Source organism: Streptomyces kanasensis (genome assembly GCF_043077165.1).
Lineage (GTDB): Bacteria > Actinomycetota > Actinomycetes > Streptomycetales > Streptomycetaceae > Streptomyces > Streptomyces changanensis.
In genome coordinates this window covers 189,051-207,103 of record NZ_JBIBSF010000005.1, presented here as the reverse complement: position 1 = coordinate 207,103, position 18,053 = coordinate 189,051, and the positions used below count along the sequence as shown (strand labels likewise).

The window sequence follows — 18,053 nt, the reverse complement described above, 5'->3', positions numbered from 1 at the left end:
CGTCCACGGTAAGCAGTGAAACAGGTGGACGGCCATGGCAGGGTGCCCTTTTCTCACCTGCCGGGACGGTCACCCCCCGACCCGTCGGGGCGGGGGTCGAGCGCCTCCGCCAGCACCTCCGCGAGGTGCCGGGCGCGCCGGCCCGCCAGCTGGTGCAGCTGGGTGCGGCAGGAGAAGCCGTCCGCGAGGAGTTCGGTGTCCGGGCCCGCCGCGCGCACCGCGGGCAGCAGCCGGTCCTCGGCGCAGGCGACGGACACCTCGTGGTGGCCGCGCTCGAAGCCGAAGTTCCCGGCGAGGCCGCAGCAGCCGCCGCTCAGTTCGCCGGTGAGTCCGGCGCGCTCGCGCAGGCGGCGCTCGGCGGCGTCGCCGAGGACGGCGTGCTGGTGGCAGTGGGTCTGTCCGGCGACGGGCCGGTCGACGCGGGGCGGCCGCCAGTCGGGGGCGGTCTCCTCCAGGGCCTGGGCGAAGGTGCGCACCGACGAGGCGAGGGTCCGCGCCCGCGGGTCGTCCGGCAGCAGCTCGGGCAGGTCCGTGCGCAGCGCCGCCGCGCAGCTGGGCTCCAGCACCACCAGGGGCGCCGCGCCGAGGAGCGGCTCCACGGTGTCCAGGGTGCGGCGCATCACCGCGCGGGCCCGGTCGAGGCGGCCCGTCGACACGTACGTGAGGCCGCAGCAGACGCGGCCCGGCGGCAGCGCCACGCGGACGCCGGCCGCCTCCAGGACCGTGACGGCGGCGCGGCCGGCGGAGGGCGTGAAGTGGTCCGTGAAGGTGTCGGGCCACACGTACGCGCGCGGCGGCCCGGGCGGGAGGCCGGGCGGGGGCGTGTGGCGGGCCGCCCAGGCGCGGAACGTCCGGCGGGCGAGCTCCGGCAGGGACCGCTGCGGCGCGATCCCGCCGAGCCGTTTCGCGACCGCCGCGAGGGGGCGTACCCGGGCGGCGGCGTTGAGGAGCGGCGCGAGGGGCGCGGCCGGGCGCAGCAGGGCGGGCAGGGAGCCCATCGTGTAGTGGGCGGCGGGACGCGGCCGGCCCGCGTAGTGGTGGTGCAGGAACTCCGCCTTGTACGTCGCCATGTCGACGCCGACGGGGCAGTCGCTGCGGCAGCCCTTGCAGGACAGGCACAGGTCGAGGGCGTCGCGCACCTCGGTCGAGCGCCAGCCGCCGGTGACGACCTCGCCCGCCAGCATCTCGTGCAGCAGCCGGGCCCGGCCGCGCGTGGAGTGCCGCTCCTCGCCGGTGGCCCGGAACGACGGGCACATCACGGACGCCCCCACGGCGGGTCCCTCGACGCGGCAGGCGGCGACGCCCACGCAGCGGCGCACGGCCGTCCCGAAGTCCCCGCCGTCGTCGGGGTAGCCGAAGGCGACGTCGACGGGCGTCCGCGGCAGGACGTCGAAGCGGAGGTTGTCGTCGAGGCGGGCGGGGCGGACGAGGGTGCCGGGGTTCATCCCGCCGTCCGGGTCCCACAGGTCCTTGAACCGGCCGAAGAGGGCCACGAGTTCGTCGCCGTACATCCGCGGCAGCAGCTCGGCGCGGGCCTGCCCGTCGCCGTGCTCGCCGGAGAGCGAGCCGCCGTGGGCGACGACCAGGTCCGCGAGGTCCTCGGAGAACCGGCGGTAGCGCCGCACGCCCTCTGGCTCGGCGAGCCGGAAGTCGATGCGGACGTGGACGCAGCCGTCGCCGAAGTGCCCGTACGGCGTCCCGCGCAGCCCGTGCTCGGCGAGGAGGGCGCGGAAGTCCCGCAGGTACGCGCCGAGGCGGGCGGGCGGTACGGCGCAGTCCTCCCAGCCGGGCCACGCCTCGGCGCCGTCCGGGGTGCGGGTCGCGGTGCCGGCGGCGGCCTCCCGGACCCGCCACAGGGCGCGCTGCCCGGCCGGGTCGCCGACGACGGTGCCGTCCAGGGCGTCGGCGGCGGGCAGCAGGGCGGCCGCGCGGGCGGCGGCCTCGGCGGGACTCGCCCCGCCGGTCTCCACGAACAGCCAGGCGGCGCCCCGGGGAAGGCGGGCGCGGGCGGCCGGGTCGCGCACGAGGTCGTGCGCCATGCCCTCGACGGTGAGCGGGCCGTGCGGCAGGAGGCCGGGCGCGGCCTCGGCGGCGGCCGCCTCGTCGACGTACCCGAGGACGGCGAGGGCGCGGGCGGGCGGCGCCTCGACCAGCCGGACGACCGCCTCGGTGAGGACGCCGAGGGTCCCCTCGCCGCCGCAGAAGGCGCGGGCGACGTGGGTGCCGCGCTCGGGCAGGAGCGCGTCGAGGGCGTAGCCGGAGATGCGGCGCGGCAGGCCGGGCGGGAAGCCGGTGCGGACGAGGGCGAGGTGCCCCCGGACCAGGTCGACGACGCCGTCGGGGGCGCCCCGGCCGTCCGCCCCGAGGCGCAGCGCGGCCCCGCCGTAGGTGCGCACGGCCAGTTCGACGACGTTGTCGGCGGTGGTGCCCCAGGCGACGGAGTGGGCGCCGCAGGCGTTGTTGCCGATCATGCCGCCGAGGGTGCAGCGGCTGTGCGTCGACGGGTCGGGCCCGAAGGTCAGCCCGTACGGGCGGGCCGCCCCGCGCAGCCGGTCGAGGACGGCCCCGGGCTGGACGGTCGCCGTGCGGGCCTCCGGGTCGACGGAGAGGACGGCGCCCATGTGCCGGGTGAAGTCGAGGACGACGCCGGTCCCGGTGGCCTGCCCGGCGACGGAGGTCCCGGCGCCGCGCGGCACCACGGGCGTGCCGTGCGCCCGGCACACCTCCAGGGCGGCGGCCACGTCGTCCGCGTCGTACGGCGCGACGACGCCGAGCGGGACGCGCCGGTAGTTGGAGGCGTCCATGGTGACCAGGGCGCGGGCGCCCGGTCCGAAGTCCACGTCCCCGCGGACGGCGGCGCGCAGCGCCCGCTCCAGGTGTGCGTGATCGCCCATGCCCCCAGCATGCCGCGCGCCTGCCCCGCCGTCCGGCCGCGCGCCCCGCCGACCGTCCGCCGACGGGTCCGGTCGGCCGTCCGCACACACCTTCCGTCGACCGTCCGCCGACGCTTCCGCCCCGTGTTCGCCCCCGCGTCACGTCACGCGTCCCGGCCGCGCGCCACCCCCGCGTCCCCGCCGCACGTCACCCCGTCCACCCGCCCCCTTCGGGTGGCCCCGCCCACCCCGTCCGGGTGTTCGTCCACGTGTGACGTCCGGGTGTCTCATCCGACGGACAGGGGCGTCGGGGCGTCGGGGGAGCGACTAGGCTCCGGTGCGTGGCTGAGATCCGGATTCCCGCTGACATCAAGCCCGCCGACGGCCGTTTCGGCGCGGGCCCCTCCAAGGTGCGGACCGAGGCGCTCGACGCGCTCGCCGCGACCGGCACGTCCCTCATGGGCACTTCCCACCGGCAGGCCCCGGTCAAGAACCTCGTGGGCGAGGTCCGCGCGGGCGTGCGCGACCTGTTCTCGCTGCCCGAGGGGTACGAGGTGGTGCTCGGCAACGGCGGCTCGACCGCGTTCTGGGACGTCGCCACCCACGGGCTGATCGAGTCGAAGTCGCAGCACCTGTCGTTCGGCGAGTTCTCCTCCAAGTTCGCGAAGGCGGCGAAGCTCGCCCCGTGGCTGGCCGAGCCGACGGTCGTCTCCTCGGAGCCCGGCACGCACCCCGAGCCGCGCGCGGAGGCGGGCGTCGACGTGTACGCCCTCACGCACAACGAGACCTCCACCGGCGTCGCCGCGCCGATCGAGCGCGTCGCCGGCGCCGACGAGGGCGCGCTGGTCCTGGTGGACGCCACGTCCGGCGCGGGCGGCCTGCCGGTCGACATCGCGCAGTCGGACGTCTACTACTTCGCGCCGCAGAAGTCCTTCGCCGCCGACGGCGGCCTGTGGATCGCGGTGTTCTCCCCGGCCGCGCTGGAGCGCGCCGCCCGCGTGCACGCCTCGGGCCGGCACGTGCCGGAGTTCTTCTCGCTGCCGACCGCCATCGACAACTCGCTGAAGAACCAGACGTACAACACCCCGGCCCTCGCCACCCTCTTCCTGCTGAACGAGCAGCTGAAGTGGATCAACGGCCAGGGCGGCCTCGACTGGGCCGTGCGCCGCACCGCCGCCTCCGCCCGCGCCCTGTACGGCTGGGCCGAGGAGTCCAAGTACGCCACGCCGTTCGTCACGGACCCGGCCAAGCGGTCGCAGGTCATCGGCACCATCGACTTCTCCGACGAGATCGACGCCGCCGCCGTCGCGAAGGTCCTGCGGGCCAACGGCATCGTGGACACCGAGCCGTACCGCAAGCTGGGCCGCAACCAGCTGCGCATCGCGATGTTCCCGGCCGTCGACCCGGCCGACGTCGAGGCCCTGACGGCCTGCGTCGACCACGTCATCGACAAGCTCTGACGCACCCGCCCGAGGGGCCCGGTACCGCGCGCCACCCGCGCGGTACCGGGCCCCTCGGCGCGTGCGGTCGGTGCGCGGGCCGTGCGGCGCCGACGCACGGCCGGCGCGTGCGGTCGGTGCGTGCGGCCGATTAGCGACCTGTGCAGCGGCGCCGGTGGTCCCTACCATCCGTAGCGCACGTCCGGACGGAGCGGGGCACAGCGGCCCGAACCGTTTGAAAGTTTGACATGTCCATGACCGCTCTTTCGGTCGAACCCCCCACGTCGACCGGCGACCGATCGGAGAACCATGTCCGTGAAGCCCTCCAGGAGAACCTCCAGAGCGCTGGTGACCTGCGGCGCCACCGTCGCGCTCGCCGGGTCCACGCTGCTGGCCCCCGGCACGTCGACGGCCGCCGGCGGCGGCATCGTCGCCCCGCCCGACAAGATCGTCATCGAGATCGCGACGGTCAACGGCTCGGGTTGCCCCGCGGGGACGGCCGCCGTCGCCGTCTCCCCCGACAACACGGCCTTCACCGTCACCTACAGCAACTACCTCGCCCAGGTCGGCGTCGGCTCCAAGCCCACCGACTTCCGCAAGAACTGCCAGCTCAACCTGGTCGTCCACGTACCGCACGGCTTCACGTACGCCGTGGCCAGCGCCGACTACCGCGGCTACGCGCACCTGGAGCGCGGCGCCTCCGCGATCCAGAAGGCGTCGTACTACTTCCAGGGCTCGCCCGACACCGCGGCGCGCCAGCACCCGTTCAACGGGCCGTTCGACAACAACTGGCAGGCCACCGACCAGACCGACTGGGGCCAGCTGGTGTGGGCGCCGTGCGGGGTGAAGCGGAACTTCAACATCAACACCGAGCTGCGCGTCAACGCCGGCACCTCGGACACCGCGAAGACCAACAGCTTCATCGCCATGGACTCCACCGACGGCGACATCAGGACCGTCTACCGGCTGGCCTGGCGCGAGTGCCCGGACCGCCGGGGCTGACGCCGGCACGGCGGCACCACGGCGCACGGCGGCGGCCGCCACCCCGACCACCGGCGGCCGCCACCCCGTGACCGGTGGGTCCGCGCCCCCTCCGCGGACCCACCCCTCCCCGCCCCGACCCGCCGCCCCGGCGGCCCGCACCCCCGCCGTCTCGGCACTTCAGCGCCTCAGCACCCCAGCGGCTCGGCGGCCCGGGGCCTCAGCGGCAGAGGGCGCGGAACCGGCGCACCGCCAGCGGCAGGCAGACGGCCGTGATGGCGAGCGGCCACACGACGGCCATCAGCAGCGCGTGCTCCTGGATCCAACTGCCGTCGGACGCCACCTCGTTGCCGAACAGGTCGCGCGCCGCGGACGCCGTCGACGACAGCGGGTTCCAGGCGGCGACGGTCCCCAGCCAGCCGGGCATGGTCGACGTCGGGACGAAGATGCTGGAGATCATCGTCAGCGGGAACGCCACCGCGAAGAGCGATCCGGCCGCCTCGGGGTCGGGCAGCAGCAGCCCGAGCCAGACGCCGACCCAGATCAGGGCGAACCGCAGCAGCAGGAGGAGGCCGAAGCCGCCCGCCGTCGCCGCCGCCCCGCCCCCGGCGCGCCAGCCCATCGCCAGCGCCGTGGCGGCCAGGATGGCCAGCTCGGCGCAGGCGATCAGCAGATCGGTCACGCCGCGGCCGGTCACCACCGCCGACGAGGCCATGGGCATGGACCGGAAGCGGTCGGTGACCCCCTTGGACGCGTCGGTGACGACGGTCGTCGCGGTGTTCATGAAGCCGAACGCCATGGTCGTCACGAACATGCCCGGCATCAGGTAGTTCCGGTAGTCGTCGGCCGTGCCGCCGCCCCCGCCGGGCGCCTTCATCGCGCCGCCGAAGACGTAGCCGTACAGGAGGACGGAGACGATCGGGAAGCCGAGCTGCCAGGCGATGTAGACCGGTTTGCGCCGGTAGTGGGTGAGGCTGCGGCGGACGATGTTCCAGGAGTCCGCCACGGCCCAGTACGCGCGCCCCCGCCCGGTGGCGGGAGTCAGGGTCGTGCCGCTCACGCCGCCGCCCCTTCCCGCCGCGTCGGACGCGCCGCCCCGGCCGCCGGGGTGCCGCCCGGCCCGCTCCCCCGGCCTTCCGGCCCGCCCTGCGGCGGCCCGTCCGGTGACGGTCCGCCACCCGCCGCCCCGCGCTCCGCCGCCGCCTCGCGGGCGGCGCGTCCGGTGAGGCGGAGGAACACGTCGTCCAGCGTCGGCCTGCGCAGCCCGATGTCCTCGACCCGCACTCCGTCGTCCCGCAGGGACCTCGCCGCCTCCGTGAGCGCCTCCACCCGGTCGCGGACCCGGGCGTGCACGCGCCGTTCGGCCTGGTCCACCCGCACCTCGCCCTCGCCGACCCGGGCCACCACCGCGGTGACGCGCGGCAGGTCGGCCGGGTCGGCGGCGACGACCTCGATCACGTCGCCGCCCACCCGGTCCTTCAGGGCCTGCGGCGTGTCGTCGGCGATGGCGCGGCCGCGGTCGATGACCGTGACGCGCGAGGCGAGCCGGTCCGCCTCGTCCAGGTACTGGGTGGTGAGCAGCACCGTCGTCCCGCCCGCCACGAGGTCCCGTACGGCGTCCCACACCTCGCCGCGGCCGCGCGGGTCCAGGCCCGTCGTCGGCTCGTCGAGGAAGAGCACCCGCGGGGCGAGGACCATCGAGGCCGCCAGGTCGAGCCGGCGCCGCATGCCGCCGCTGTACGTCTCGACGCCCTTGTCCGCGGCCTCCACCAGGTCGAAGCGCTCCAGCAGTTCGTCGGCGCGCAGCCGGGCGCGGCGGCCGCCAAGGTGGAACAGCCGCCCGAACATCTCCAGGTTCTGTCGCCCGGTCAGCACCTCGTCGACGGCCGCGTACTGGCCGGTGAGCCCGATGAGGCCGCGGACCCGACCGGGGTGGCGGGCCACGTCCACGCCGGCGACCTCGGCGCGCCCGGCGTCGAACCGCCGCAGGGTCGCGAGGACCCGGACGGCGGTGGTCTTGCCGGCGCCGTTGGGGCCCAGGAGCCCGTGCACCGTACCGGGCCGCACCAGCAGGTCGAACCCGTCCAGGGCGTCCTTGTCGCCGTACCTCTTCCGCAGGTCCTCGGCCCGGATCGCGTGGGTGGTCTCCATGCGGTCGCCTCCGCTCACAGAAACTGAGTACACCGTACCCAGCGGAGCGTACACCGTACTCAGTTTTGGTGCGGGGTGTTTTCCCGGCCGTACGCTGGCGCCATGACCAGCAGCGGCGGCGACACCACGACGAGCGGCAGCGGCGACATCGTCCGCAGCCTGGAACTGCTCTGGGGCACGGAGACGCCCCCGAGCCGGGGCCCCCGGCGCGGGCTGTCCCTGGAGCGGATCGTCACCGCCGCCGTCGAGCTCGCCGACGCCGAGGGGCTCGGCGCGGTGTCCATGCGCCGGCTCTCCACCGAGCTGGGCGTCGGCACCATGTCCCTCTACCGGTACGTGCCGGGCAAGGCCGAGCTGCTCGACCTGATGCTCGACCGGGTGCAGGGCCTCCCGCCGGACACGGTCGTCACCGAGCAGGCCGACTGGCGCGCCGCCGTCGAGACCCTGGCCCGCGGCCACCTCGCCCTGTACCGGCGCCACCCCTGGCTGCTGAAGGTCAACCAGAGCCGTACCGTCCTCGGCCCGGGCACCCTGCGCGGGCTGGAGTCGGCGCTGGGCGGGCTGCGCGGGATGGGGCTGAGCGACCCGGAGACGCTGTCGGTGATCATCGCGGTGCAGAGCTTCGTCGGCGGCATCGCGCGGATGGAGATCGAGGCCGTGGAGGCGGCGAGGGAGACCGGCGTCAGCGACGAGGACTTCTGGAAGAGCCAGGAACCCATCCTGGCGCGCGCCATGGAGGGCGGGCGGTTCCCGCTGATGGCGCAGTTGTCGGAGGACACCTTCTCGGCGGAGTTCGACCACTTCGCGTTCGGGTTGCGGTGCCTCGTCGAGGGCTTCGAGGCGGTCGTCGCCCGCAGGGCGGCCGACCCGTCCTGACGCGTCCCGACCCGTTCCCGTACCGCCGGACGCCCCGCACACCCCCGAGCAGCTCCGGCCGGTACCCCAAGGGCCCTTCCCGGTCGGCTGCCGACGGCTCCCCGACGCGCCCCCCGACGCGTCCCCCGACCGCTCCCGACCGCTCCCGGCCGCTCCCGGCCGCTCCCGGTGGGCCCCGATGGCCCAGTCGGCGCGCGGTGCGCGCGCCGGTCGCGCAGCATCGGTGGGGAAGCAGCCGCAGAAAGCAGGAGGCAACGCAGTGCGTCTCGGACCCCCCTCGTCGACCGCCCTCACGGCGGTCGCCCTCACCCTCCTCGCGGGCGCCGCAGCCCCCGCCTCCGCCACGACCGCCACGACACCGGCGGCGGCACCCACGGCGTCCGCCGTGCGCGTCGCCGACCCCGCGCCCGCCGCCACCCACTGCGTCCCCGCCGCGCCACTGCGGCTCCAGGGCTCGCAGCGCCCGGCCGGCCCGGCCGTGGGCCTGTGCGTCACGGTCTCCGGCGCGTCCATGACCGTCTCCGCCTCGGCCGACTGCGCCTGCACCACCTCCGGCACCTGGACGGCCCGGCGCGGTGACGCCCAGGACGCCACCGCCTCCGGCACGCTCGGTGCCCGCGCCGAGTACGCCGGCCCCGGCACGTACGCGGTCACGGCGACCGTCAGCATCGGCGGCGGCCCCCGCGAAGCCGCCTCCACCACCCCGCTCACCGGCACCGTCGGCGGCACGTTCGCCCTCGCGGCGGTCCTGCCCGCCCCGACGCACCGCGTCGAGGTGGCGCCGGCCACGCTGCGCCCCGGGACGACCACCACCCTCACGTACAAGATCACGCAGGTCGCCGCCGAGGGCGACGGCAGCGCCCGCCTCGGCGTCATCGGCGAGCCCGGCAGCGGCGTCTCCGTCACCTCGCCGGACGCCCGCTGCGTCAACCCGCTCACCAGCGGCAGCCCCACCCGGCGCAGCCCGCACGCCGTGGACTGCACGCTCACCGACCTCGCGGCGGGCCGCCCGGCCGCCGTCACCGTCCGCGTCACGCTGCCGTCCGGCTCCTGCTCGTCGGTGGTCTCCAAGCTCGGCTACTGGACGCCGAAGGGCCAGCAGGTCTCGGGTGCCATGCTCAACGGCCCGATGCTCAGCTGCCGTTGACGGGCCGTTGACCCCCGCACCGGGCCCACCGCGGGGCCGGCCGCCGTCTCCCCGGCGACCGGCCCCGCTGTCACACCCCGGCCGTACACTCGCCCGATGAATCCGACGAGCCCGAGCGACCCGACCGACCCGACGAGCCCGACCGACCCGACCGGCCCGACGCGAGCCTCAGGAACGTTCACGGTCGCCGCGTTCGAGCCCACCTCCCTCGAACCGGACCCCGCCGTCGAGACGGCCCTCCCCGTCACCGTCGCCACCATGGAGAAGCGCTACGAGGGCGAGGTCAGCGGCCGGTCCGCGACCCTCTTCACCTCCGCCTACGACACGGGCGCGGACACCGGCACCTACGTGGCGATGGAGTCCTTCGAGGGCACGCTCGCCGGTCGCGCCGGCACCTTCAACTTCGTGCACGCCGCCTCCACGACGGCCGGTTCGGGCCGGCTCGGCGAGTACTTCACCGTCGTCCCCGGCAGCGGCACCGGCGAGCTCGCCGGGATCACCGGCGGCGGCGGCCTGGCCGTCGACGAGGACGGCACGCACCGCGTCTGGTTCGACTACGCGCTGGGCGACTGACCCCCAGGGCCCCGGCCCCGCAGCCGCCGCAGGCTCAGCAGCAGCGCCGCGCCGAGCACGACGGCGCCCAGCGCGAGCCCCGACCCGCCGCCCTCGCCGTCGCCCGACGGCGAGGAGGCGGACCCGGAGGGCCGCGGCGTCGGGCTCGGGCCCTGGGCGGGCGCCGCGCCCGTCCCCTCCACCGGCACCCGCGCGACGCGGCTGCCCCCGCCCTCCGTGCCGAACATCAGCGCCGACCCGTCCGGCGTGTACGTCACCGACTCCGACTGGCCCTGGATCGGCGCCCGCACCCGCTCGTCCGGGCCGAGCCGCCCGTCGCGCCACGCGTAGCCGCGGGCGCTGAAGTAGCTGCGCAGCACCAGCCGGGTCCCGTCCGGGGAGAACGCCCCGTCGGTCACCCACGGCACCTCGCCGATCCGCCGGAAGACGTTGTTGCCCTTCGCCGACAGCTCCCGCGGCCCCTCGTACAGGCCGCCGCCGTCCTCGTGCTTCGACGCGATGTACACGCGGCCCGTCTTCGGGTGGACCATCAGGGCCTCCGCGTCGCGCGGCCCGTCCTCGTACGTCACCGTGTACTGCGTCGCCGTGACCGTCGCGTCGCCGAGCCGCTCCGGCTCGCGGAAGCGGTAGATCCACACGTGGCTCCACGAGCCGCCCAGGTTGTCGCCGATGTCCCCGACGTACACGTACCCGTCGGGGCCGACGGAGACGGCCTCCATGTCGCGGGGCTTGCCCACGCCGCGCAGCGTGATCGTCGCGACGGTCCGTCCGGTGCGCCCGTCGACGGCGAAGAGCCGCGGCTCGTCCTGGTCGTTGTGGGTCCAGTAGACGCCGGGGTGGGCGCGGCTGGCGGCGAGCCCGCTGGACTCGGTGATCCGCGGGTCGGTGAGGGTGAACCCGTCGCCGCCGTCGTCCGCGAGGGCGGGCCCGGCGGCGAGCAGCGGCGCGGTGAGGGCGAGGGCGGCGCCGCCCAGGGTCGTGCACAGCGCGCGGAGAAGAGCCATGGCCCCAGTGTCCACGGTCACGTGGCGTTCCACCCGCGCGACCGGCCATGATGGCGGCCATGCGTCCCAGGTTCCTGTTCGTCGGCGACTCGATGACCATCGGCAGCGCGGGCGAGCACACCTGGCGCTACCGCATGTGGCAGCACCTGGACGCGGCGCTCGGCCCCGGCCGGTACGGCATCGTCGGCCCCCGCACGACCCTGTACGACCCGGAGGCCGGCGCTCCGGTCTCCACCGCGTACGCCGACCCCGCCTTCCCCGAGGCGGCCCGCGCGCACCTGGCCGGATGGGGCGAGGGCTGGCTGCACATGGCGCCGCTCATCGGCGACGCCGTGGCGGAGGGCGGCGCGGACGTGCTGCTGGTCTCGCTCGGCCTGATCGACCTGGGCTTCTACACCAACAGCGACCAGACGGTGGAGAACGTGCGGGCGTTCGTCGCGGCGGCGCGCGCGGCGAACCCGCGGGTGCGGGCGGTGCTGCTGCCGGTCATCCCGAACGTCCGCGCCGAGGAGGAGCCGCCGTTCGCGGCGGAGTGCGCCCGCTTCAACGAACTGCTCGCGAAGACGGTCGCCGACCTGGACCACGGCACGTCCCCGCTGCTGCTGGCGTCCCCGCCGGCCGGTTACGACCTGCGCGCCGACACGTACGACGGCACCCACCCGGGCCCGTCGGGCGAGCACAAACTGGCCGCGGCGTACGCGACCGCCCTGCACCAGGCGTGGGGCCTGGGCGCCCCGTACCGCCCGGCCCCCTGACGGCCGCCCGGCGCCACGCCACCCGTCCCGCCTGCCGGACCGCCCCGACGCGCCGGACCGGGGCCCAGGCCGACACGTCCGCCGTTCCTACGCCGACGCGTCCGCCGCGCCGGCCGCCGGTGCCGCTTCCGGTGCCGACCGGCGGGACAGCCACTGGGCGCGGGTCAGGGCGTACTCGACCTCGCCCTCCTCGGCGCCCTCGATCGGGTCCGGCCACTCCTCGTCGAAGTGCGTGGTCACGTACGTCAGCCCGGCCTTCTCCATCACGCGCCGCGAGCCGCTGTTGACGGCCATCGTGTACGCCACGACCCGCTCGACGCCCATCTCGGCGAAGCCCTTGTCGACCAGCGCCCGCGCGCCCTCCGTGGCGAGACCGCGCCCCCACGCCGCCCGGCGCAGCCGGTACCCGAGCTCGACCTCGGCCGCGCTGTCCTCCTTCAGCGGCCGGAACTCGAACCACCCGAGCCACTCCCCCGTCGCCGCCTCCTCGGCCGCCCAGTAGCCGCGCGTCCCCGTGCACGGGTACCGGCGCAGCATCCCCGGCAGGTGTTCGTCGCGCGCCACCTCCAGGGGCGTCGGCCGTCCCCCGCTCAGGTACCGCATGACCTCGGGGTCACCGTCCAGCTCGACCAGCAGCCCCTCCTCGCCGGGCGCGAAGGGGCGCAGGACCAGGCGGTCCGTCGTCACAAAGGCTTCCGTGGATCCCATGGTCCCGAATTGTCGTACCGGTGGCTCCGGTTGACCACCGGATAATCCGGTGGCGGCCGGAAGCACGGGCCCCTACCGTCGCCGCCGTGCTGCCTGCCGTGGAGACCGACGAGGAGTGGGACGCCGTCGTACCGGACGAGGTGGTGATGCGGCCCGGGGTCGAGGACCTGTGCGCGCGCCTCGGGTTGGCGGGCGCGCCCCTGGCCCGCTTCCCGGAGGGGTCGCAGCCGGTGTACGCGGTCGGCGACGAGCTGGTCCTGAAGCTGTTCCCCGGCGCCGCCGCGCACGACGGGATCGCCGAGGGCCGGGTGCTGGCGTACCTCCAGGGGCGGCTGCCGGTGCCGACCCCGCGGGTCGAGGCGGCCGGCGCGTACGAGAACGGCTGGCGGTACGTCCTGATGTCGCGGCTGCGCGGGGAGAACCTGGCGCACGCTTGGGGCCGCGTCCCGCGCGCCGGCCGCGTACGCCTCGCCGCCCGGGTCGGCGAGGCGCTCGCCGCGCTGCACGCCCTGGACCCGGCCCCGCTCGCGGACGTCCTCGGGCCCGGCGACTGGGGCGCGTTCACCGAGCGGCAACGCGCCCGCGCCGTCGCCCGGCAGCGCGCGCGGGACCTGCCGGAGGCGTGGCTGGAGCAGATCCCCGGCTTCCTCGCGTCCGTCCCGCTGCCCAGCGCCCCGCACCGCCCGGCGCTGCTGCACACCGAGGTCATGCGCCAGCACCTCCTGACCGACCCCGACGGGTGGCGGCTGACCGGCCTGTTCGACTTCGAGCCGGCGATGATCGGCGACCCGGCGTACGACTTCGTCGGCGTGGGCGTCTTCGTCACCGGCGGCGACCCGCACCTGATGGCCCGGCTGCTGGCGGCGTACGGCAGCGCCGTCGACCCGCGGGTGGTGCTCGCGTACACGCTGCTGCACGTGTACAGCGACCTCCCCTGGTACCTGCGCGAGGTGGGCACGCGCGGGGCGCGGACCTTGGACGGCCTCGCGGAGGCGTGGTTCGGCACGGCGGCGGCCTGACCACCCGGCGAGCCGGCGCCCCGCGTCGGGCGCCGGGGGGGCGGGCGGCCTCCCGTCCGTTCGGGCGGCCTCCCGCCCGGCCCGGACGGCCTTCCCGTCCGCCCGGCCCGAGCGACCTCCCGTCCGTTCGGGCCGGCCCGGGCGACCTCCCGTCCGTTCGGGCCGGGGTGGCATCCCACCCGCCCGCCCCCGCTCACCTCCCGCGCGGCTCCGGCGCGACCGCGTAGTCGCCGATGTCGGTCGTGTCCGGCTCGATCCGCGCCAGCGCCTTCGCGATCGGCCCGTCGAGCCGCGCCGCCTTGTCCGCGTCGCGCTCGGCGCGGCGGGCGGCGAACTCCGGCATGACCTCCCCGGCGAAGGTGCGCAGCGACTCGCACACGTGCTCGTGCCGGGTCCGGCCCAGCTGCGCCGCGAAGATCACCTGGTCGACTCCGGCCGCCTCGTACCGGCGCACCAGGTCGGTCAGCTGCTCGGGCGTGCCGATGCCCTGGCGCAGGGAGGCGATCTGCGCGAGCCGCGCCTCGTCCTCCGGGGTGCGGGGTTCCCCGAGCGCCGCGACCGGGTCGCGCGTCAGGCCGTGCTCCGCCCGCGTCTCCTGGAACTGCTGCCACAGGTCGCTGCTGCCGGGCCGGTGGCGGCCGAGCCCGTAGTAGTACTTGAGGCCGAACGACCAGAAGTGCGCGCCGTCCAGGCCCCGGTCGAGGGCCGTCTCCTCGTCCGGGTGGCACATGAAGGGCAGGACGACCGCGAAGTTCGGGTTGACGGCCCGCCCCGCGGGGACGCAGTCGTCGGAGGCGATCACCCGGTAGTACAGGTCGACCCACTCCTTCGCCTCCTCCGGCGTGACGAAGGAGAGCGAGAGCGCGCCGAGGCCCGCCCGCGCGGCGGACTCGATGGTCTGCCGCGCCATGCACGCCACCCACAGCGGCGGGTGGGGCCGCTGCTTGGGCTTGGGCAGGACGTTGCGCGGCGGGACGTCGATCCAGCGGCCCTTGTGCCCGGTGAACGGCTCGTCGGCGAGCATCCGCGTGACGACGCCGAGCGCCTCCTGCCACTGCTCCCGCTTGGTCTCCCGGGAGACGCCGAACCCGTCCAGCTCCATCTGCGAACTGCCCTGCCCGGTGCCGAAGTCGACGCGTCCGCGCGATATCAGGTCCAGGGTGGCGATCCGCTCGGCGACGCGGGCGGGGTGGTTCACGCCGGGGGCGAGCGTGACGATGCCGTGAGCGAGCCGGATCCGATCGGTGCGGGCGGCGGCGGCGGCGAGGAACACCTCGGGGGCGGAGGAGTGGGAGTACTCCTCCAGGAAGTGGTGCTCCGTCTCCCACACGTAGTCGTAGCCGAGCCGGTCGGCCAGTTCTATCTGGTTGAGGGCCTCGTGCAGCAGGCGTTCCTCGCTGCCCGCCTCCCACGGGCGGGGCAACTGGTGCTGGTACAGCAGTCCGAACCTCATGGCGGTGTGCTCCTCGGTCAGGCGGTCGGGCGCGGCATCGACCCGGCGATCACGAGCTGCCCGTACGCGGTACGTGGCATACCCAACCAATGTGGTTTTGGCTGGTACCTCACCCCTCACCGACCACTACGGCACCACCTGCCCCACCGGTCGGTGCCTGTCCGGCACGCCGAACGCCACCGGTCGGCCGGTACGCGGCGGGGGCGTGGCCGGCCGTCCGGTGCGGCCGCGGCGGATTCGGCCTTCGACCGGGCCGTGAAGGTCCTGTGGGACCAGGACGGCGCCTCGGTTCCTCGGTTCCGCGTCGACCGGCTGACGCCGCGCACGCCCGACGGCCCGTCGCGTCGGCGAGGAGCCGGGTCGTGGTCCACCGCCCCCGCGCGGTCCGCCACCGCCACTCGTGGCGGTAGCCGCAGCGGCATGTCGTTCGACGGGCAGGCGCCGGAGGGAACTGGTGGCCGATCGGATCACGCGAACGACCCGCCGCCCCCACACGGGACGAGGATCGAGCGCGGGCCGGATTCGCACCCCTCGGCGACGACCCCCGACCGGTACCGCACGACACGGCGGCGGCCCGCCGACCGCCACACCCCGCCCGGCCGGGGCCCGGCCGGGCGCGGGGGCGGCGGACTCGTCCCGGCGTCGTGACCGTCCGGCGGGCATCGTCGACCGGCGCCGCGTGGAGGCGCGGTGGGGGCCGGTCCCCCCACGCGATCCGGCCAGCGTGACAGCTGGCCGGATCGCGCTCGAACGCACATCCCGCAATTGACGGTCCGTCAGTTGCCCCGGAAGCCTGGCCAGGGAGAAATCACCAGCAAAGGAGCGGGACGAAGCGTGGCAGACGAGAGCGGAAAGACCCCCGACAAGCCCTACGTGATCCGTGGCCGAGGCAAGGACAAGGCCCCCGCGAACACCTTCGCGCTGTTCGCGGACGTCAACTACAACGTGGGCGGACCACGGGACAAGATCCTCGTCATTCCGACCAAGGGCACGGCGAACAACTTCAGCGAGTACGAGTTCGACCAGAGCGACGACGGCGTGAGCTCCGTCGTCAACAACACCGCCGACGACAACATCCTCTTCACGCGCACCAACCAGGGCGGCAGCCAGCTGCCCGTCAAGGCCGGCACGTCGATCGACGACATGACGAAGATCCCCCTGTCGGGCAGCCCGACCCGCACGTGGAACGACCAGGCCCAGTCCGCCCTCGCCTTCGCCCGGCCGGTGCCGCTCCCGGTCTTCACCGCCCCCGCGGCCGGGGCGCAGACGGAGAACCGCCGTCAGCCCGTCCGGGGCACCGCCGCCCCCGACGTGCAGCAGGTGCTGCTCTACGACGGGGCCAAGCATCTGGCCGACCTCCCGGTCAAGGACAGCGCGTGGGAGTACACCCCGGACGCCGACTGGCCGCTCGGGCAGCACGACCTCGCCGCCGTGGCCGTGCGCGACGACGTGACCTCCGGCAAGGCGTACCAGCGCTTCTACGTCACGCTGCCGAGCCCCGTCGTGGACATCAGGTCGCCCCTGGACGGCGCGGAGGTCGACACCGGAACCTCGATCGACGGTGTCGCCTTCAACGCCGATTCCGTCCACATCATCGAGCGGGGCACCAAACTCGGCAGCGCCCCGGTGAACGGTCAGAACTGGTCCTTCACCCCGGACGGCGGATGGGCCACGGGCAGTCACGCCGTGACGGCGACGGCCGTGCGCGGCACCCAGGAGTCGGAGCCGGACACCGTCACGTTCACCGCCGCGAAGAAGAACCTCACCGTCGACTTCACCTTCAACTCCAGCTGGCAGGACTGGGAGACGCAGAAGTACATCCACTCCTACGACATCACCCTGTACGCCGGTGAATCCGACGTGACCCACTGGAACGTCGGGTTCGGACAGCTCCCGGTCGGGTCGGTGCTCCACAAGGAGTTCACCAGCACGTTCTGGGGGATGATCATCGAGGACGGCTCCCACGGGGACGTCCTCCTCGGCTCGCCTCCCGAGGGCGTTCACGTCGTCCCGAAGGGCGGCAAACTGACCATCCGCGTCCTGGTGCTCTACCCGACGCAGGACGAGGCCCACAAGCACCTCTACGCCCTCTTCGCCAAGTCCCTGTCCCGCTGACGGCGACCACCACGTGGCCCGGCGACGCCCCTGTGGGCGCCGCCGGGCCTTTTCGCATGCCCACGGGTACGGCCCGCGTCCTCACAGGACCTCCAGCAGCAGGTGGTGCAGCAGCTCCGGATCGACGAAGGGCATGTCCCGGGTGGGGCGCGAGCGCCAGTCCAGCGGCCACGTCAGACCGTCCAGCGCCGGGACCCCGACGTACGCCGCGCACCCCGCCCCGCGCGACAGCGCCCGCGCCCGGCCCCCCGGCCAGCCGTAGGCGGCGGCCGTCTGCGGCGGCACCAGGAAGTACATGTTCCGCTGGCCCGCCAACTGCCGCACGATCGGCCCCGCCTGGAAGTCCGTGTACGTCATGAGCCGGTACGCCACCTCCTCCGCGAGCATCCCGGCGATCCGTACGGCGTCGAAGTGGACACCCGTGTGACGCAGGGCGTGTCCGGAGGCGGGAACCCAGGAAGGGGCCGTGTCAAGCGGCTTGGGAAGATTCATGAGACCAGCTTCCGGACTCCGCTCTACTGTGACCAGCGCCACAAGGCGTCTGTGCTGAGCTGTGCAAATGGGAGCGGCGACTGTGAACCCTGTGAACATCGGGACCAACGGCACCCCCGGTGCCGCGAAGGCGTTCGGACGGCTGCTGCGCTTCCACCGGCAGCGCGCGAAGGTCTCCCTGGAGCTGCTGGGCGAGCACACCTCGTACTCCAAGTCCCAGGTGGCCATGATCGAACGCGGCGAGCGCAAGCCGAGCGCCCGCTTCGTGGAGGTCGCGGACGAGGTCCTGGGTGCACAGGGTGCACTACTTGAGGTCGCGGAGGAGGTCACGGCGAGCGGTGTGGCGGCGTGGTTCGAGGACTACCTGGTCGAAGAGGCGAGGGCGGCCGGGATCCACAAGTACGAGAACCACCTGATTCCAGGGCTGCTTCAGACCCCGGACTATGTACAGGCCGTTCTGCGTTGTG

The 18,053-nt window shown here is 74.9% G+C and carries 16 protein-coding genes; 9 read left to right on the top strand and 7 right to left on the bottom strand.

Annotated features, from left to right (window positions below):
- Window positions 1-53: 53 nt before the first annotated feature.
- Window positions 54-2,894, bottom strand: coding sequence for an FAD-binding and (Fe-S)-binding domain-containing protein (locus tag ACF053_RS15000; RefSeq protein ID WP_391954269.1), 2,841 nt, complete (start codon window positions 2,892-2,894; stop codon window positions 54-56).
- Window positions 2,895-3,214: 320 nt separating this feature from the next.
- On the opposite strand from ACF053_RS15000, the gene serC reads away from it, so the two are divergent.
- On the top strand, window positions 3,215-4,333 hold the full coding sequence (gene serC, locus ACF053_RS14995; RefSeq protein WP_391954268.1) for a phosphoserine transaminase: 1,119 nt from the start codon (window positions 3,215-3,217) through the stop codon (window positions 4,331-4,333).
- A 288-nt stretch (window positions 4,334-4,621) separates the two neighbouring features.
- A complete protein-coding gene (locus tag ACF053_RS14990) occupies window positions 4,622-5,314 on the top strand; it encodes a DUF4360 domain-containing protein (protein ID WP_391954267.1) in 693 nt (230 codons plus the stop codon).
- 199 nt (window positions 5,315-5,513) lie between these two features.
- Here the strand turns inward: ACF053_RS14990 and ACF053_RS14985 are convergent, their stop codons facing one another.
- Together ACF053_RS14985 and ACF053_RS14980 are read right to left on the bottom strand one after the other, a co-directional pair.
- A complete protein-coding gene (locus ACF053_RS14985) occupies window positions 5,514-6,353 on the bottom strand; it encodes an ABC transporter permease (protein WP_391954266.1) in 840 nt (279 codons plus the stop codon).
- Window positions 6,350-7,444: an ATP-binding cassette domain-containing protein gene (locus ACF053_RS14980; protein WP_391954265.1), complete on the bottom strand. Its 1,095-nt coding sequence runs from the start codon at window positions 7,442-7,444 to the stop codon at window positions 6,350-6,352. Before ACF053_RS14980 ends, ACF053_RS14985 begins: the two co-directional genes overlap by 4 nt.
- A gap of 102 nt (window positions 7,445-7,546) precedes the next feature.
- On the opposite strand from ACF053_RS14980, the gene ACF053_RS14975 reads away from it, so the two are divergent.
- The 3 genes from ACF053_RS14975 (at window position 7,547) to ACF053_RS14965 (ending at window position 10,040) form a co-directional block, all read left to right on the top strand.
- The gene (locus ACF053_RS14975) at window positions 7,547-8,320 is read left to right on the top strand and encodes a TetR/AcrR family transcriptional regulator (protein ID WP_391954264.1); all 774 of its coding nucleotides are present in this window, start codon (window positions 7,547-7,549) and stop codon (window positions 8,318-8,320) included.
- Window positions 8,321-8,579: 259 nt separating this feature from the next.
- Entirely contained in the window at window positions 8,580-9,467 is an 888-nt protein-coding gene (locus ACF053_RS14970; RefSeq protein WP_391954263.1) for a hypothetical protein, read from the top strand.
- A gap of 96 nt (window positions 9,468-9,563) precedes the next feature.
- Entirely contained in the window at window positions 9,564-10,040 is a 477-nt protein-coding gene (locus ACF053_RS14965; RefSeq protein WP_391954262.1) for a DUF3224 domain-containing protein, read from the top strand.
- Here ACF053_RS14965 and ACF053_RS14960 read toward each other — a convergent pair.
- Window positions 10,022-11,044 carry a WD40 repeat domain-containing protein gene (locus ACF053_RS14960; RefSeq protein WP_391954261.1) on the bottom strand — a complete coding sequence of 341 codons (1,023 nt, stop codon included), beginning with the start codon at window positions 11,042-11,044 and terminating at the stop codon, window positions 10,022-10,024. The genes ACF053_RS14965 and ACF053_RS14960 overlap by 19 nt on opposite strands.
- A gap of 59 nt (window positions 11,045-11,103) precedes the next feature.
- On the opposite strand from ACF053_RS14960, the gene ACF053_RS14955 reads away from it, so the two are divergent.
- Complete coding sequence (locus ACF053_RS14955) at window positions 11,104-11,799, top strand: GDSL-type esterase/lipase family protein (RefSeq protein ID WP_391954260.1); 696 nt, start codon at window positions 11,104-11,106, stop codon at window positions 11,797-11,799.
- An 87-nt stretch (window positions 11,800-11,886) separates the two neighbouring features.
- Here the strand turns inward: ACF053_RS14955 and ACF053_RS14950 are convergent, their stop codons facing one another.
- Window positions 11,887-12,507, bottom strand: a complete 621-nt coding sequence (locus ACF053_RS14950) for a GNAT family N-acetyltransferase (RefSeq protein WP_391954259.1) — start codon at window positions 12,505-12,507, stop codon at window positions 11,887-11,889.
- 86 nt (window positions 12,508-12,593) lie between these two features.
- On the opposite strand from ACF053_RS14950, the gene ACF053_RS14945 reads away from it, so the two are divergent.
- Window positions 12,594-13,526, top strand: coding sequence for a phosphotransferase family protein (locus ACF053_RS14945; protein WP_391954258.1), 933 nt, complete (start codon window positions 12,594-12,596; stop codon window positions 13,524-13,526).
- Window positions 13,527-13,719: 193 nt separating this feature from the next.
- On the opposite strand, the gene ACF053_RS14940 is transcribed toward ACF053_RS14945, so the two are convergent.
- Window positions 13,720-14,979 (bottom strand): LLM class flavin-dependent oxidoreductase, encoded by a 1,260-nt coding sequence (locus tag ACF053_RS14940; RefSeq protein ID WP_391954257.1) that lies wholly within the window; start codon window positions 14,977-14,979, stop codon window positions 13,720-13,722.
- A gap of 834 nt (window positions 14,980-15,813) precedes the next feature.
- Here ACF053_RS14940 and ACF053_RS14935 point away from each other — a divergent pair.
- Entirely contained in the window at window positions 15,814-17,094 is a 1,281-nt protein-coding gene (locus ACF053_RS14935; RefSeq protein WP_391954256.1) for a hypothetical protein, read from the top strand.
- 81 nt (window positions 17,095-17,175) lie between these two features.
- Here the strand turns inward: ACF053_RS14935 and ACF053_RS14930 are convergent, their stop codons facing one another.
- Complete coding sequence (locus tag ACF053_RS14930) at window positions 17,176-17,586, bottom strand: hypothetical protein (protein WP_391954255.1); 411 nt, start codon at window positions 17,584-17,586, stop codon at window positions 17,176-17,178.
- Window positions 17,587-17,677: 91 nt separating this feature from the next.
- Between ACF053_RS14930 and ACF053_RS14925 the strand changes: the two genes are divergently transcribed.
- The coding region (locus tag ACF053_RS14925; protein ID WP_391954254.1) for a Scr1 family TA system antitoxin-like transcriptional regulator at window positions 17,678-18,053 on the top strand (376 nt) is incomplete at its 3' end.

Excerpts from the sequence above, each read along its gene's own strand:
- ACF053_RS14960 (WP_391954261.1), bottom strand. The coding sequence starts at position 11,044 with ATGGCTCTTCTCCGCGCGCTGTGCACGACCCTGGGCGGCGCCGCCCTC.
- ACF053_RS15000 (WP_391954269.1), bottom strand. The coding sequence starts at position 2,894 with ATGGGCGATCACGCACACCTGGAGCGGGCGCTGCGCGCCGCCGTCCGC.
- ACF053_RS14940 (WP_391954257.1), bottom strand. The coding sequence starts at position 14,979 with ATGAGGTTCGGACTGCTGTACCAGCACCAGTTGCCCCGCCCGTGGGAG.
- ACF053_RS14990 (WP_391954267.1), top strand. The coding sequence starts at position 4,622 with ATGTCCGTGAAGCCCTCCAGGAGAACCTCCAGAGCGCTGGTGACCTGC.
- ACF053_RS14955 (WP_391954260.1), top strand. The coding sequence starts at position 11,104 with ATGCGTCCCAGGTTCCTGTTCGTCGGCGACTCGATGACCATCGGCAGC.
- ACF053_RS14980 (WP_391954265.1), bottom strand. The coding sequence starts at position 7,444 with ATGGAGACCACCCACGCGATCCGGGCCGAGGACCTGCGGAAGAGGTAC.
- ACF053_RS14965 (WP_391954262.1), top strand. The coding sequence starts at position 9,564 with ATGAATCCGACGAGCCCGAGCGACCCGACCGACCCGACGAGCCCGACC.
- ACF053_RS14930 (WP_391954255.1), bottom strand. The coding sequence starts at position 17,586 with ATGAATCTTCCCAAGCCGCTTGACACGGCCCCTTCCTGGGTTCCCGCC.
- ACF053_RS14975 (WP_391954264.1), top strand. The coding sequence starts at position 7,547 with ATGACCAGCAGCGGCGGCGACACCACGACGAGCGGCAGCGGCGACATC.
- ACF053_RS14950 (WP_391954259.1), bottom strand. The coding sequence starts at position 12,507 with ATGGGATCCACGGAAGCCTTTGTGACGACGGACCGCCTGGTCCTGCGC.